Annotated in this window: 14 protein-coding genes; 8 read left to right on the forward strand and 6 right to left on the reverse strand. The window is 72.3% G+C overall.

Annotated features, from left to right (window positions below):
• Positions 1–5: 5 nt before the first annotated feature.
• Together ABZT93_RS05145 and rbsD are read left to right on the forward strand one after the other, a co-directional pair.
• Positions 6–908, forward strand: a complete 903-nt coding sequence (locus ABZT93_RS05145; protein WP_356099112.1) for a ribokinase — start codon at positions 6–8, stop codon at positions 906–908.
• Positions 905–1,294 (forward strand): D-ribose pyranase, encoded by a 390-nt coding sequence (gene rbsD / locus ABZT93_RS05150; RefSeq protein ID WP_356099115.1) that lies wholly within the window; start codon positions 905–907, stop codon positions 1,292–1,294. The genes ABZT93_RS05145 and rbsD overlap by 4 nt, the downstream gene beginning before the upstream one ends.
• Positions 1,295–1,494: 200 nt before the next feature.
• On the opposite strand, the gene ABZT93_RS05155 is transcribed toward rbsD, so the two are convergent.
• The 3 genes from ABZT93_RS05155 to ABZT93_RS05165 are packed head-to-tail and all read right to left on the reverse strand — an operon-like array spanning position 1,495 to position 4,630.
• Entirely contained in the window at positions 1,495–2,325 is an 831-nt protein-coding gene (locus ABZT93_RS05155; RefSeq protein WP_356099118.1) for a sugar phosphate isomerase/epimerase family protein, read from the reverse strand.
• Positions 2,322–3,476 (reverse strand): dihydrodipicolinate synthase family protein, encoded by a 1,155-nt coding sequence (locus ABZT93_RS05160; RefSeq protein WP_356099121.1) that lies wholly within the window; start codon positions 3,474–3,476, stop codon positions 2,322–2,324. Before ABZT93_RS05160 ends, ABZT93_RS05155 begins: the two co-directional genes overlap by 4 nt.
• The gene (locus tag ABZT93_RS05165) at positions 3,473–4,630 is read right to left on the reverse strand and encodes a Gfo/Idh/MocA family oxidoreductase (RefSeq protein WP_356099124.1); all 1,158 of its coding nucleotides are present in this window, start codon (positions 4,628–4,630) and stop codon (positions 3,473–3,475) included. The genes ABZT93_RS05160 and ABZT93_RS05165 overlap by 4 nt, the downstream gene beginning before the upstream one ends.
• Positions 4,631–4,926: 296 nt before the next feature.
• On the opposite strand from ABZT93_RS05165, the gene ABZT93_RS05170 reads away from it, so the two are divergent.
• Complete coding sequence (locus ABZT93_RS05170) at positions 4,927–5,973, forward strand: LacI family DNA-binding transcriptional regulator (protein WP_355739154.1); 1,047 nt, start codon at positions 4,927–4,929, stop codon at positions 5,971–5,973.
• 129 nt (positions 5,974–6,102) lie between these two features.
• Here the strand turns inward: ABZT93_RS05170 and ABZT93_RS05175 are convergent, their stop codons facing one another.
• Complete coding sequence (locus ABZT93_RS05175) at positions 6,103–6,690, reverse strand: DinB family protein (RefSeq protein ID WP_356099127.1); 588 nt, start codon at positions 6,688–6,690, stop codon at positions 6,103–6,105.
• Positions 6,691–6,853: 163 nt separating this feature from the next.
• Between ABZT93_RS05175 and ABZT93_RS05180 the strand changes: the two genes are divergently transcribed.
• The 4 genes from ABZT93_RS05180 (at position 6,854) to ABZT93_RS05195 (ending at position 10,667) form a co-directional block, all read left to right on the forward strand.
• Positions 6,854–7,450 (forward strand): dihydrofolate reductase family protein, encoded by a 597-nt coding sequence (locus ABZT93_RS05180; protein ID WP_356099130.1) that lies wholly within the window; start codon positions 6,854–6,856, stop codon positions 7,448–7,450.
• Between the two features lie 77 nt (positions 7,451–7,527).
• Positions 7,528–8,460, forward strand: a complete 933-nt coding sequence (locus ABZT93_RS05185) for a bifunctional helix-turn-helix transcriptional regulator/GNAT family N-acetyltransferase (protein ID WP_356099133.1) — start codon at positions 7,528–7,530, stop codon at positions 8,458–8,460.
• An 85-nt stretch (positions 8,461–8,545) separates the two neighbouring features.
• Complete coding sequence (locus tag ABZT93_RS05190; protein WP_356099136.1) at positions 8,546–9,346, forward strand: sugar phosphate isomerase/epimerase family protein; 801 nt, start codon at positions 8,546–8,548, stop codon at positions 9,344–9,346.
• Between the two features lie 85 nt (positions 9,347–9,431).
• The gene (locus ABZT93_RS05195; protein WP_356099139.1) at positions 9,432–10,667 is read left to right on the forward strand and encodes an MFS transporter; all 1,236 of its coding nucleotides are present in this window, start codon (positions 9,432–9,434) and stop codon (positions 10,665–10,667) included.
• Positions 10,668–10,801: 134 nt separating this feature from the next.
• On the opposite strand, the gene aroA is transcribed toward ABZT93_RS05195, so the two are convergent.
• Positions 10,802–12,061, reverse strand: a complete 1,260-nt coding sequence (gene aroA, locus ABZT93_RS05200) for a 3-phosphoshikimate 1-carboxyvinyltransferase (RefSeq protein ID WP_356099142.1) — start codon at positions 12,059–12,061, stop codon at positions 10,802–10,804.
• Positions 12,062–12,120: 59 nt separating this feature from the next.
• Positions 12,121–12,378 carry a hypothetical protein gene (locus ABZT93_RS05205; RefSeq protein WP_356099144.1) on the reverse strand — a complete coding sequence of 86 codons (258 nt, stop codon included), beginning with the start codon at positions 12,376–12,378 and terminating at the stop codon, positions 12,121–12,123.
• A 357-nt stretch (positions 12,379–12,735) separates the two neighbouring features.
• Here ABZT93_RS05205 and ABZT93_RS05210 point away from each other — a divergent pair, with 357 nt between their 5' ends.
• Positions 12,736–14,520 carry a glycoside hydrolase family 3 protein gene (locus tag ABZT93_RS05210; protein ID WP_356099147.1) on the forward strand — a complete coding sequence of 595 codons (1,785 nt, stop codon included), beginning with the start codon at positions 12,736–12,738 and terminating at the stop codon, positions 14,518–14,520.
• Positions 14,521–14,527: the final 7 nt, after the last annotated feature.

Consider the following 14,527-nt stretch of genomic DNA (forward strand, 5'->3'; position numbering starts at 1 on the left):
CATTCATGTACGACTACGACCTTCTGGTCGTAGGGTCGGCCAACGCCGACCTGGTGATCGGCGTGGAGCGGCGGCCGGGGGCCGGCGAGACGGTGCTCGGCTCGGACCTGGCCGTGCACCCGGGGGGCAAGGGCGCCAACCAGGCGGTCGCGGCGGCCCGGTTGGACGCGCGTACGGCCCTGCTGGCCCGGGTCGGCGACGACGGGCACGGCCGGCTGCTGCTCGACTCGCTGCGGGCGGCCGGGGTCGACACGGTGGGGGTGCTGGTGGGCGGGGCACCGACGGGGGTCGCGCTGATCACCGTCGACCCGTCCGGGGACAACAGCATCGTGGTCTCGCCGGGCGCCAACGGGCGTCTGACGCCGGGGGACGTACGGGCCGCGGTCAGCCTCTTCCACGCCTCCCGGGTGGTGTCGACCCAGCTGGAGATCCCGCTGGAGACGGTCGTGGAGGTCGTACGGAATCTGTCGCCGGACAGCCGGTTCGTGCTGAACCCGTCGCCGCCGCGGCCGTTGCCCACCGAGATCCTCGCGGCCTGCGATCCGCTGATCGTCAACGAGCACGAGGCGAAGGTGATCCTCGGGGACGCGTGTGTGAGCGACGTGCCGGAGGACTGGGCGCGGCTGCTGCTCGCGAAGGGCCCGCGGTCGGTCGTGGTGACGCTGGGCGCCGAGGGGTCCCTGGTGGCGTCCTCGGCCGGGGTGAGCCGGGTGGCGTCGGTGAAGGTGGACGCCGTGGACACCACAGGCGCGGGGGACGCCTTCACGGCGGCGCTGGCGTTCCGGCTGGGGGCGGGTGCGTCCCTGGTGGAGGCCGCTTCGTACGCGTCCCGGGTCGGGGCGGTCGCGGTGACCCGGAAGGGTGCGCAGGACTCCTTCCCCACGTCGGAGGAGGTCGAGGCCCTGTGAAGAAGGCCGGGATACTGAACCGTCAGCTCTCCGGCGCCCTCGCCGAGCTGGGACACGGGGACGGGGTGCTGGTGTGCGACGCCGGCATGCCGATCCCCGACGGGCCGCGCGTGGTCGACCTGGCCTTCCGGGCCGGGGTGCCGTCCTTCGCGGAGGTCCTCGACGGGCTGCTCGCCGAGCTGGTGGTGGAGGGGGGCACGGCGGCGGAGGAGGTGCGGGACGCCAACCCGGCGGCCGCGGAGCTGCTGGCCGCCCGCTTCCCCGAGCTGGACCTGGTCTCCCACGAGAAGCTCAAGGAACTGTCGGCGGGCGCCCGCCTGGTCGTGCGCACGGGGGAGGCACGACCGTACGCGAACGTGCTGCTCAGGTGCGGGGTGTTCTTCTGACGTCGGGGCGGTCGGGGCGCACCGGCAGGGGCGCGGAAAAAAATCCCGGCAGCCGTACAACCCTCCCCCGACCTGGCGGGTCGTACTTGGCATCAGGACTCTTGGAGGGGGATCCGGGGGGATCGCGGGGGTTCTGACGGGGAGGGAAACCCGAGGGGGCCCGGTCATCGGCCGGGCCCCTTCGAAATGTCCGGCCCGCTTCACACGGTGTGTGCCACGAACCGTTCCGCCGTCTCCGCGAGGACCTCACGCCCGTCGCGGGCCCACAGCGCGTCGTTGAACAGCTCGACCTCGATGGCGCCCGTGTAGCCGGCCGCCTCGACGTACCGCTGCCACTCCCGCATGTCGATCGCGCCGTCACCGATCTGGCCGCGGCCGTTCAGCACGCCCTCCGGCAGCGGGGTCGTCCAGTCCGCGAGCTGGAAGGTGTGGATACGGCCGCCGGCGCCCGCGCGGGCGATCTGCGCGGGTGCGTTGTCGTCCCACCAGATGTGGTACGTGTCCACCGTGACGCCGACCTGCCGGGCGGGGAAGCGCTCCGCGAGGTCGAGGGCCTGGGTGAGCGTGGAGACCACACAGCGGTCCGAGGCGTACATGGGGTGCAGCGGCTCGATGGCCAGCCTCACCCCGTGCTCCTCCGCGTACGGGCCCAGCACCGCCAGGGCGTCCGAGATGCGCTCACGGGCGCCGTGCAGGTCCTTGGAGCCGGCCGGAAGACCGCCCGAGACCAGGACCAGCGTGTCGGTGCCGAGGGTGGCCGCCTCGTCGACCGCGCGCCGGTTGTCGTCCAGCGCCGCGGCCCGCTCCTCCGGGTCGATCGCCGTGAAGAAGCCGCCGCGGCACAGCGTGGTGACGGTCAGGCCCGCGTCGCGGACCAGCTTGGCCGTCTCCTCGACGCCGTACGACTGGACGGGCTCGCGCCACAGGCCGATGTTGCCGATGCCCAACTCACCGCAGGCGGCGACCAGTTCCGGCAGTGACAGCTGCTTGACCGTCATCTGGTTGATGGAGAAGCGGGACAGGTCGGTCACTGGGTCACCCCGTACAGGGACAGCAGGTTCTTCATACGCTCCTCGGCGAGCTTCGGGTCCGGGAACAGGCCCAGGCCGTCGGCGAGTTCGTAGGCGCGCGCGAAGTGCGGGAGGGAGCGGGCCGACTGGAGGCCGCCGACCATCGTGAAGTGCGACTGGTGACCGGCCAGCCAGGCGAGGAACACCACGCCCGTCTTGTAGAAGCGGGTCGGCGCCTGGAAGAGGTGGCGGGACAACTCGACGGTGGGGTCGAGGAGTTCGCGGAACCCCTTGGCGTCACCGGTGTCCAGGACGCGGACCGCCTCGGCGGCGAGCGGGCCCAGGGGGTCGAAGATGCCGAGCAGGGCGTGCGAGAAGCCCTGGTCGTCGCCCGCGATCAGCTCGGGGTAGTTGAAGTCGTCGCCGGTGTAGCAGCGGACGCCCTGCGGGAGCCTGCGGCGGATGTCGATCTCGCGCTGGGCCTCCAGGAGCGAGACCTTGATGCCGTCGACCTTGTCGGGGTGGGCGGCGATGACCTGGAGGAACGTGTCCGTGGCCGCGTCGAGGTCGCTGGAGCCCCAGTAGCCGTCGAGGGCCGGGTCGAACATCGGGCCCAGCCAGTGCAGGACGACCGGCTCGGTCGCCTGGCGGAGCAGGTGGCCGTAGACCTCCAGGTAGTCCTCGGGGCCCTTGGCGGCCGCCGCGAGGGCCCGGGAGGCCATCAGGATGGCCTGGGCGCCGGACTCCTCGACGAGGGCGAGCTGCTCCTCGTAGGCCGCCCGGACCTCGTCCAGGGTCGCCGGGCCGGTGAGCTGGTCGGTGCCCACACCACAGGCGATGAGCCCGCCGACCGACTTGGCCTCCGCGGCGCTGCGGCGGATCAGCTCGGCCGCGCCCGCCCAGTCCAGGCCCATCCCCCGCTGGGCGGTGTCCATCGCCTCGGCGACACCGAGCCCGTGGGACCACAGGTGGCGGCGGAAGGCGAGGGTGGCGTCCCAGTCGACGGCGGCGGACGAGTCGGGGGTCGTGTCGGCGAACGGGTCGGCCACGACGTGCGCCGCCGAGAAGACCGTACGGGAGGTGAAGGGGGTGCCGGAGGTGGCGGCGAAGGGCTCCTCGCGGGGCTCGTAGGCCCTGAAGCCACCCTTGAAGTCAGGGAGTCGGATCGTCACAGCGAGATCTCCGGTACGTCGAGACGGCGGCCCTCCGCCGAGGACTTCAGGCCCAGTTCGGCGAGCTGGACACCGCGGGCGCCGGCGAGGAGGTCCCACTGGTAGGGGGCGTCGGCGTAGACGTGCCTGAGGAAGAGCTCCCACTGGGCCTTGAAGCCGTTGTCGAACTCGGCGTTGTCCGGGACCTCCTGCCACTGGTCGCGGAAGACCTCGGTGGCGGGGATGTCGGGGTTCCAGACGGGCTTCGGGGTGGCCGAGCGGTGCTGGACGCGACAGTTGCGCAGGCCCGCGACGGCCGATCCCTCCGTGCCGTCGACCTGGAACTCCACGAGCTCGTCGCGGTTGACGCGGACGGCCCAGGAGGAGTTGATCTGGGCGATCGCGCCGCCGTCGAGCTCGAAGATGCCGTAGGCGGCGTCGTCGGCGGTGGCGTCGTAGGGCTTGTCGTTCTCGTCCCAGCGCTGCGGGATGTGGGTGGCGGTGAGGGCCTGGACGGACTTCACGCGGCCGAAGAGCTCGTGGAGCACGTACTCCCAGTGCGGGAACATGTCGACAACGATGCCACCGCCGTCCTCGGCGCGGTAGTTCCAGCTCGGGCGCTGGGCGGTCTGCCAGTCGCCCTCGAAGACCCAGTAGCCGAACTCGCCGCGGATCGAGAGGATGCGGCCGAAGAAGCCGCCGTCGATGAGGCGCTTGAGCTTGAGCAGGCCCGGCAGGAAGAGCTTGTCCTGGACGACGCCGTGCTTGATGCCCTTCGCCTCGGCGAGGCGGGCCAGCTCCAGGGCGCCGTCGAGACCGGTGGCGGTGGGCTTCTCGGTGTAGATGTGCTTGCCGGCGGCGATCGCCTTCTTGATGGCCTCCTCGCGCGCGGAGGTCACCTGGGCGTCGAAGTAGATCTCCACGGTCGGGTCGGCGAGGACCGCGTCGACGTCGGTGGAGACGTTCGCCGGGTCCAGGCCGTGCTGCTCGGCGAGGGCCTTCAGCGCATGCTCACGGCGGCCCACGAGGATCGGCTCGGGCCACAGCAGGTTGCCGTCACCGAGGTCGAGACCGCCCTGTTCGCGAATGGCGAGGATGGAACGGACGAGGTGCTGGCGGTAGCCCATGCGCCCCGTCACACCGTTCATGGCGATACGCACCGTCTTGCGTGTCACGTCATTCCCTTCATAGGAGTCGTACGCGGTTGTGCGCGCCGCGCACGCTCCACTGATGAGCGTTACAGCAAGCGCTTTCTATCTAGGAAGAAGCTAGCCTCTGACCAGCGGTCTGGACAAGAGCGCGGCAGGGGTGAGTTGTTCGAGGGGGCGAACAACGGGGGTCGGGGGGCTTAAGGTCGGCTCGGAACCGGGCCGTGGGGGCCCGCGTGTACGACGGAGTACGACTGAGATGCGCCAGGGCGGGGCCGCGGCACACCGCGGCACGCTGAGGCGCGCAACCGGAGGACGACGAGATGACGGTGACCCTGGCGGACGTGGCGGCCCGCGCCCAGGTCTCCCCCGCGACGGTGTCGCGCGTACTGAACGGGAACTACCCCGTGGCAGCGTCCACCCGTGAGCGGGTGCTGCGGGCCGTGGACGAGCTGGACTACGTGCTGAACGGGCCGGCCAGCTCGCTCGCCGCCGCCACCTCGGATCTCGTCGGGATCCTCGTGAACGACATCGCCGACCCCTTCTTCGGGATCATGGCCGGTGCGATCCAGTCCGAGATCGGGGGGCCGGGCGGCCGCGCGGGCGGTGAGCGGCTCGGGGTCGTCTGCAACACCGGGGGATCCCCGGAGCGGGAGCTGACGTACCTCACCCTGCTCCAGCGGCAGCGGGCGGCGGCGGTCGTGCTGACGGGCGGGGCGACGGAGGCCGCGCCGCACCAGGCCGCGATGTCCGCGAAGCTCCGGAAGCTGGCGGACGCGGGGACGCGGATCGTGCTGTGCGGGCGGCCGCCGGCGCCGGAGACCGGGGCGTTCGCGCTGACCTTCGACAACCGGGGCGGGGGGCGCGAGCTGACGGAACACCTCATCGGGCTCGGACACCGTCGCCTCGGGTACATCGCGGGCCCCGAGGAACGGACGACCACCCGGCACCGGCTGGAGGGACACCGGGCGGCACTGGCGGCGCACGGCATCGAGGAGGACCCTCGCTGGACCGTGCACGGCCGCTACGACCGGCGGTCCGGGTACGAGGCCACGCTGGAGCTGCTGCGGCGGGACCCGTCGCTCACGGCTGTGGTGGCCGCGAACGACTCCGTCGCGCTGGGGGCTTGTGCGGCGCTGCGGGACTCCGGGCTGCGGATCCCGGACGACGTGTCGGTCGCCGGGTTCGACGACCTGCCGTTCAGCATCGACGCGGTGCCTGCGCTGACGACGGTGCGGTTGCCGCTGGCGGAGGCGGGGGCCCGGGCGGGGCGGATCGCGATGGGGCGGGAGGAGCCGCCGCCCGGGGGGATCGCCACGGTTCGGGGGGAGTTGATGGTTCGGGGGTCTTCGGGGGTGCCTCGGGCTTGAGGCGGGGCTGATCGCCGCGGGCGGGTGGGTCACAGGGCAGGGGTCACAGGAGGCCGGAGATGCCCTGTGCAGAGTGGGACCCGCCACTGCCGGAGGCCCGAAACCGGACTGTCTGCTCCCCCTGAGCCGTCATCGCCCACCGGCCTGCCGCGCCGCCTCCTCCACGCGCTCGCGGTGCTTCTCCCACCAAGTCGCGTCACCGGGTGCCATGTTGTCCCCCTCCGCCCGCAGCCCCACCGACCCATCCACGAGTTCGCGTACGACGTCGGCGTGGCCGACGTGACGGTGGGTTTCGGCGATCATGTGGATCAGGATGCGCTGGAGGGTGAGTTCGGGGTGCGGGGGCCAGGGGACGCGGCCGAGGGTGTTCAGGGGGAGGGAGTCGAGGGTCTCGTCCGCGTGGGCGCAGGCCCGGCGGTAGCCGTCGACTATCTGCTCGCGGGTCTCGTCGGGGGTGGCCCACAGGTCGGCGTTGGGTTCGGCGGCGCCGGTGATCCACAGGGGCTGCGCGCCGGGAAACGGCCGGCCGAAGGTCTCGCCGAAGTAGAGCGCCTCGGCACCGGTGAGGTGCTTGACCAGTCCCAGGAGGTTGGTGCCCGTCGGGGTGAGGGGGCGGCGGACGTCGTACTCGCAGAGCCCGTCGAGCTTCAGGAGCAGGGCGTCGCGGGCGTCCTGGAGGTAGAAGCGGAGGTCGGCCGTGGGATCCGGTGCGGTCATGGGACCAGTCTCCCGGCGGCATGATCTCTGTCCATCGAAATTCGGCGGGGACCCGGTCGTCCCCCTCCCCGGCCGGCGAACCCGTACGCTCCCCCCACCGATGAGTTCCGCCCCCCGCCTCGGTCTGCAATGCCGTAACCGACTAGGAACCGGAGTGAGTCCCATGCGCATCGTGGTCAGTGAGTTCATCAGTCTGGACGGGGTCGTGCAGGCGCCCGGTGGGCCCGAGGAGGACACCGACGGTGGGTTCGCGCACGGGGGCTGGTCGCACCCCTACTTCGACGCGGAGGTGCTCGGACCGGCGTTCACCGAGGGGATGGAGCGGGCCGAGGCGCTGCTGTACGGGCGGCGGACGTATCTGACGATGGCGGGGGCCTGGCCGGAGCGTGCCGGGGACCCCTTCGCCGACCGGTTGAACTCCCTGAAGAAGTACGTCGTCACGGACACCCTCGGCGATGACGAGCTGACCTGGAACAACACCGAGCGGATCCCGGGTTCCGAGGCCGTCGCGCGGATCCGTGAGCTGCGGGAGCGCGAGGGCGGTGAGCTGGCGATGATGGGCAGCCCCACCCTCGTCCGCACGCTGATCAGTGAGGGGCTCGTCGACGAGCTCCAGCTGATCGTGATGCCGGTGCTGCTCGGTGGCGGCAAGTCGATCTTCCCGGAGGACGGGGCGAAGCGGCCGTTCGAGCTGGTGTCCACGGTCGCCGGGAAGACCGGCGTGCAGGTGTGCGTCTACCGGCCCGCCGCCGAGGGGTAGCCGCGGCGGGCGCGGACGTCCTACGCTCGGTCCGTCGGTATCTCTGACTGAGTCAAGTATCCGGGGGTCGACCGATCATGACCGTCCAGGACATCCGCGCCTTCAACCGCTTCTACACGAACGTCATCGGCGCCCTCGACTACAGCCGCCGGCTGTACGCGCCGTACACCCTGACCGAGTCCCGCGTGCTGTACGAGCTCGCGCACTCGCCGCGCACCGACGCGGCGGACCTGCGCACCGAACTCTCGCTGGACGCGGGGTACTTGAGCCGGATCCTGAACAAGTTCGAGCAGGACGGACTGGTCGAGCGCACGGCCTCGGACCGTGATCCGCGCCGGCGCCGGATCGTGCTCACCTCGCGCGGCCGGGAGACCGCCGCGCTGCTCGCCGAGCGCGCCGACGAATCCGTGGGCGCGCTCCTTGCCACCGTCCCCTCCGCCGACCGGCCCCGGCTCTCCGAGGCGATGCGGACCGTCCGCACGCTCCTGTCCGACGGCCGCCCGCCGCGCCGCGAGGACGTCCTGCTGCGCGAGCCGGGCCCTGGTGACCTCGGCTGGATCGTGGCCCGGAACGCGGCCGTCTACGCCGCCGAGTACGGCTTCAACGCCGACTACGAAGGCCTGGTCGCGAGGATCGTCGCCGACTTCGCGGAGGACCACGACCCGCATCTGGAGCGGGTGTGGATCGCCGAGCTGGACGGGCGGCCGGTGGGGTGCGTGATGTGCGTACGGGACGACGCGCCCGCGACCGCCCGGCTCCGGCTGCTCCTCGTCGAGCCCGAGGCGCGCGGACTGGGCATCGGGGACCGTCTGGTGTCGGCCGTCGTCGAATTCGCGCGCGGCGTCGGCTACCGCGACCTGGTGCTGTGGACCAACGACGTCCTCACCGCCGCCCGCCGCGTCTACCAGCGCCACGGTTTCGTCCTCGCCGCCGAGAAACCCCACCGCTCCTTCGGCAAGGACCTGAACGGGCAGGACTGGCGACTGGACCTGACCGGTACGGGTGGGTGACGGTGCGCGCGGCGATCGGGCGACTCGGCAGCGCCGCACCCGCCCGGCTGGACCTCACCGACTCCACCGGGCGAGAGTAGGGCGCATGAAACTGGCGTTCTCCACCCTCGGTGTCCCCGGCCTTCCCCTCGCCGACGTGCTGCGGCTCGCGACCACGCACGGCTATCACGGAGTAGAACTGCGCGCGCATCCGGAGGAGCCGGTGCACCCCGGTATCGGGCTCGCCGAACGGGCCGACGCGGTCTCCGAGTTCAAGGCGGCCGGCGTGGAGGTGCTGGGGCTCGCCGGGTACGCGCGCGTGGCCGCCCCCGGCGACGACGAACCCGTGGTCGAGGAGATCCACCGCCTCCTGGACCTCGCCCGCGACCTCGGCGCCGGATACGTCCGGGTCTTCCCCGGCGCCGCCTCCGACCAGTCCCGCGAGGAGGCCGACGCCACGGCCGCCCGACGGCTGGGTACGGCCGCGGAGTACGCCGGCGACCTCGACGTACGCATCCTCCTCGAAACCCATGACTCGCACCGCACGGGCGCCGACGCGATCCGTGTCCTCGGCCCGGTCGGCCACCGTCAGGTCGGCGCGCTCTGGGACGTCATGCACACCTGGCTCGGCGGTGAACAGCCCTCCGAGACCTACGCGGCCCTCGCCCCGCACCTCGGATACGTCCAGGTCAAGGACATCGCCTCGGCCGACGACACCACACCGGTCGCGCTCGGCGCCGGGGTCCTGCCGCTCGCGGAGTGCGTGGAGGTCCTCGCCCGGCACGGCTGGGACGGCTGGCTGTGCTGGGAGTACGAGAAGCGCTGGTACGAGGCGGCCGCGCCGCTGGAGGAGCTCCTTGGCACGGGCCGCGAGCACCTGGCCCGGCTCCTGAACGACTCCGCCTGACAGCGGGAAATTCGGATGCGGGGGCGGGCGCGGCCGGATACCGTCCCCGGGTGCCTCAGCCCGCCCCTCCCCCGCTTCCCGTGTCATGAGCCTCAGCCGTACGTTCCTCGATGTACGGCCCCTGCGCACCTCGCCCGTGTTCCGGCGGCTGCTGTTCGGGCGCACGGTGTCCACGCTCGGCACCTTCATGACCATGGTGACCGTCATGTACCAGGTGTGGGACATGACCCACAGCACGGTCTGGAGCGGCGCGGTGGGCATCGCGCAGGCGGTGCCGATGGTCGGGGTCAGCCTGTTCGCGGGTTCCTGGGTCGACCGGGCCGACCGGCGCCGGGTGTACCTCACCGGCACCGTCGGCTCGGCGGTCTGCTCCCTGCTGCTGGCCGTGCAGGGCTTCGCCGGGCACGCGCCGGTGATGGTCGTGCTGCTGCTGGTCGCGGCACAGACCTCCTTCGCCGCGCTCGGCGCGCCCGCCGCCGGGGTGTTCGTGCCGCGGCTGCTGCCCCGCGAGCAGGTGGCCGCCGGTCTCGCGCTCCAGCAGGTCACCGGTCAGGCGATGATGCTGGTCGGCCCGGCCGTCGCCGGGGTCGTGCTCGGCTGGTGGGGCATCGGTGTCTGCTACCTCCTGGACACCGTCAGCTTCGCGCTGTCCTTCTACGGCGCCTACGGCCTGCCCGCGCTGCCGCCCGAGGGTGAGAAGTCCCGGCCCGGGGTGCACGGCGTCCTGGACGGCCTGCGGTTCCTGACCGGCGACCGGGTGGTGCGCGGCGCCCTGCTGACCGACCTGGCCGCCACCGTCCTGTCCATGCCGGTGAGTCTGTTCCCGCTGGTCAACGAGGAGCGCTTCGGCGGGGACCCGCGCACACTCGGCCTGTTCCTGTCCGCGCTCGCCGTGGGCGGTGTCGCCGCGACGGTGTTCTCCGGCCCGGTCACCCGCCTCGCCCGCCCCGGCCCTGTGATGCTGTGCGCGTCGGCGACCTGGGGTGCGGCCCTCATGCTGTTCGGCCTGACCACCAGCGCGTGGGCGGGCCTCGGCATCCTGGCACTGGCCGGCGCCGCGGACGCCCTCGCCGTCCTCTCCCGCACGACCATCGTCCAGACCCGCACCCCCGACGCCCTGCTCGGCCGGGTCACGGCCGCCGAGACGATCGTCGGCCAGGCGGGCCCGCACCTCGGCAACCTGCGGGGCGGCCTGATCGCGGGCTGGAGCTCGGGAGTGACCGCGCTGATCACGGGCGGCCTCATGTGCGTGGCAGCAGTGGGGTACGTCGGGGCGAGCACACCGCAGTTGCGGGCGGTTCCGGCCCCGGACGGGGCGTGACCCTCGCGCAGCCGTCCGTCCTCATCGGGCGCCCAGGAGCGTGACCGGTCCTCCGACCGCCGTGTTCCAGCGGTTCCAGGCGCACCAACTCGCCTGCCAGGAACGGCCCTTCCGGCTGGAGACCCAACGCCCGTTCAACCCCCGATGCCCCTTCGCAGCTCCCCGAACGCCTCATGGAAACCGGGGAAAGTCTTCCGTACGCATCCGGGGTCGTCGAACGAGATTCCGGCGACCCGGAGGCCGGTGACCGCGAAGGACATGACGATGCGGTGGTCGCCGTACGAGGTCACCTGTGCCCCGGTGGCCGTTCCGGGCACGATCTCGATCCAGTCCGGGCCCGTCGACACCCGCACGCCCAGCCGCCGCAGGTTCTCCGCGCAGGCCTCCAGCCGGTCGCACTCCTTCACCCGCGTGTTGGCCACGTCCTCGATGCGGACCGGGCCGGAGGCGAACGGCGCGATTGCCGCCAGCGTCGGCATCGTGTCCGAGATGTCCCGCATGTTGACCGTCAGGCCGCGCAGTTCGCCGGTGCCCCGGACCGTGGTGGCGTCGGCGCCGACGGACACCCGCGCGCCCATCCGCCGCAGTACGTCCACGAAGCCGAGGTCGCCCTGGAGCGCGCCCGTGCCGAGCCCCGGGACCGTCACCTCGGCGCCCGGCGTGATCGCCGCCGCCGCGAAGAAGTAGCTCGCCGTGGACGCGTCCGGCTCGATCGCGTAGGTCGTGGCGCGATAGCCGCCCGGCGGGACCACGAAGACCTCGCCCTCCCTCGCCACCTCCACCCCGAACGCCCGCATCATCGCGAGGGTGATCTCGACGTACGGCGCCGACACCAGGTTCGTGACGCGGATGCGCAGGCCCCTGCGGGTCAGGGGGCCGAGCAGCAGGAGTGCGGTGAGGTACTGGGAGGACTGGCCCGCGTCCAGGACCACTTCTCCGCCCTCGACGCCCGACGCCCGTACCATCAGCGGATGGTGGCCCTCCGCTTCCTCATGGCGCAGGTCCACTCCCAGGTCGCGCAGCGCACGCGTCAGCGGCAGCAGCGGACGCCGGCGCATCTGGGGCGAGGCGTCGAAGCGGTACGTGCCGTGGCCGGCCGCGGCCAGGGTGGGCAGGAAGCGGGCGGTCGTCGCGCCGTCACGGCAGTACACGTCCGCCTCGGCGACCGCCGGTCCCTGCGGGCGGCCGTCCACCTGCCAGGTGTCCGGCGTACGGCCCACCCGGTAGCCGAGCCGCACCAGGCCCTCGGCGAAGCCCTCCGTGTCGTCCGAGCGCAGGGGGCGTACGAGGGTGGTCACTCCGTCGGCCGCTGCGGCCAGGAAGAGGGCCCGGGCGGTGATGGACTTGGAGCCGGGGAGGGTGAGGGTCCGCGGGGCGGGCGTGTCGACGGGCATGCCCCTCATGATCGCCCACGACCGCCTCCGACGCCGGGACGTCCACGGGGTGGACCCGTTCAGGCGCGGCGCCCGGAGCGTGGTCCCCGCTTCCACCGGTCGTCCGGCACCGGCGCTTTCCGGTCCGTCTGCACCTGGAGTTCGTAGTACGAGTCGGCCGCCGTCCCGTGGAACGCCTCGTCATGTGCGGCCAGCGCCCCGCGCAGACCGCCCCCGGCCGTGCCCCGTCTGCGGATATGCCGGGCCAGGGCCGTGAAGGGGCCGAGTACGACGACGAGAGCACCGATGACGATCAGGAGCGGCATCAACTGACCCATGCAGCGACCATACGCCGACAAGTCGCCGACTCATCCGCCCCGTTGGCCCCGGCCACACCAACTTTGGGAAATTCGGCCCGAGCCGGGAACCCCGCCCCGCCGCCGCTCGTCCAAAGCGCAAGCTGCCGGAGAGTCACCGTGGTGCGGCGTCGGCCTCGCTGCTGGCTGCGAACGCTGACCAACCCTCTCCTGCGTACTGCGGCCGGCAGCACGCCGTCATCGGCGCGCCCCCCTCCAACTGCGCCGATGGCGGCCCCTCCCTGGTTACTGTGCACTCCCTTGACTGGCAGAAACTTCCCGGATATTGGTGACCCCACGGAAGTTTCCTTCAGCGGATCACCTCCGGAAGGAGCGCACGTGCCCTCCAGACGTACCGTCCTCGCCGCCACAGCAGGCGTCGCCGCCTCACTCGCCCTCGGCGGGACCGCGCACGCCGACGACAAGAAGCTCCGCTCCCTCATCTCCCGTATGACGCTCGAGGAGAAGGTCGGCCAGCTCTTCGTGATGCGGGTCTACGGCCACTCCGCCACCGCCCCCGACCAGGCGGACATCGACGCCAACCTCAAGGAGATCGGCGTCCGTACGGCCGCCGAGATGATCGCCAGGTACCGGGTGGGCGGGATCATCTACTTCACCTGGGCCCACAACACCCGTGATCCGCACCAGATCGCCGATCTCTCCAACGGCATCCAGAGGGCTTCACTGCGACAGCCGCGCGGACTGCCCGTCCTCGTCTCCACCGACCAGGAGCACGGGATCGTCTGCCGGGTCGGCGAGCCCGCCACCCTCTTCCCGGGCGCCATGGCCGTCGGCGCCGGGGGCTCGCGCAGGGACGCCCGCACCCTCGGCCGTATCGCCGGGCAGGAACTCCGGGCCATCGGCATCCGGCAGAACTACTCCCCCGTCGCCGACGTCAACGTCAACCCGGCCAACCCGGTCATCGGCGTCCGCTCCTTCGGGGCCGACCCCCAGGCCGTCGCGGGTCTCGTGGCCGCCGAGGTCGCCGGGTACCAGGGCTCCGGGGTCGCCGCGACCGCCAAGCACTTCCCGGGGCACGGGGACACCGCCGTCGACAGCCACTACGGCTTCCCCGTCATCACCCACAGCCGGGAGCTGTGGGAGAAGCTGGACGCCGTCCCCTTCCGGGCCGCGATCCGCGCGGGCATCGACTCGGTCATGACCGCGCACATCCAGTTCCCGGCCCTCGACCCCTCCGGCGACCCGGCGACGCTCTCCCACCCGATCCTCACCGGCATCCTGCGCGGCGAACTCGGCTACGACGGGGTCGTGGTCACGGACTCCCTCGGCATGGAGGGCGTCCGGCAGAAGTACGGCGACGACCGCGTGCCCGTCCTCGCCCTCAAGGCCGGGGCCGACCAGCTCCTCAACCCGCCCTCCCTGGACGTGGCGTGGCAGGCCGTCCTGAAGGCCGTACAGGACGGAGAGCTCACCGAGGCGCGCCTCGACGAGTCGATCCTGCGGATCCTGCGGCTCAAGGCCCGGCTGCGACTGTTCGAGGAGCCCTACGTCAGCCGGGGCGGCGTGACCCGGACCGTCGGCACCGCGGCCCACCTCGCCGCCGCCGACCGGCTCGCCGAACGCACGACGACCCTGCTGGTGAACGAGAACGGACTGCTGCCCCTCTCCCGTCGCACCCATCGCAAGCTGCTCGTCGTGGGCGCCGACCCCGCCTCCCCGTCCGGTACGACGGGCCCGCCGACCGGGGTACTGGCCGCCGCCCTGACCGAACTGGGCTTCACGGCCACCGCCCTGTCGACCGGTACGGCCCCCTCGGCGGCCACCGTCGCCCAGGCCGTCGCGGCGGCACGGGACGCGGACGCGGTGGTCGTGGGGACGTACAACATCACGGCCGCCCAGCAGGCGCTCGTCGAGCAGCTCGTGGCGAGCGGGCGGCCGGTGGTCGCGGTCGCGATCCGCAATCCCTACGACGTGGCCCGGCTGCCCACCGCCCCGGCCTGCCTGGCGACCTACTCCTGGACCGACGTCGAACTGCGGGCGGCCGCGCGGGTGATCGCCGGGAGGACGGCACCGCGCGGGAGGCTGCCGGTGCCGGTGCAGCGGGCCGACGATCCGGCGCAGGTGCTGTACCCGGTCGGGTACGGGCTGTCGTACGGCCGGTAGCGCGCGG

This window comes from Streptomyces sp. NPDC005303, from assembly GCF_040607335.1.
Lineage (GTDB): Bacteria > Actinomycetota > Actinomycetes > Streptomycetales > Streptomycetaceae > Streptomyces.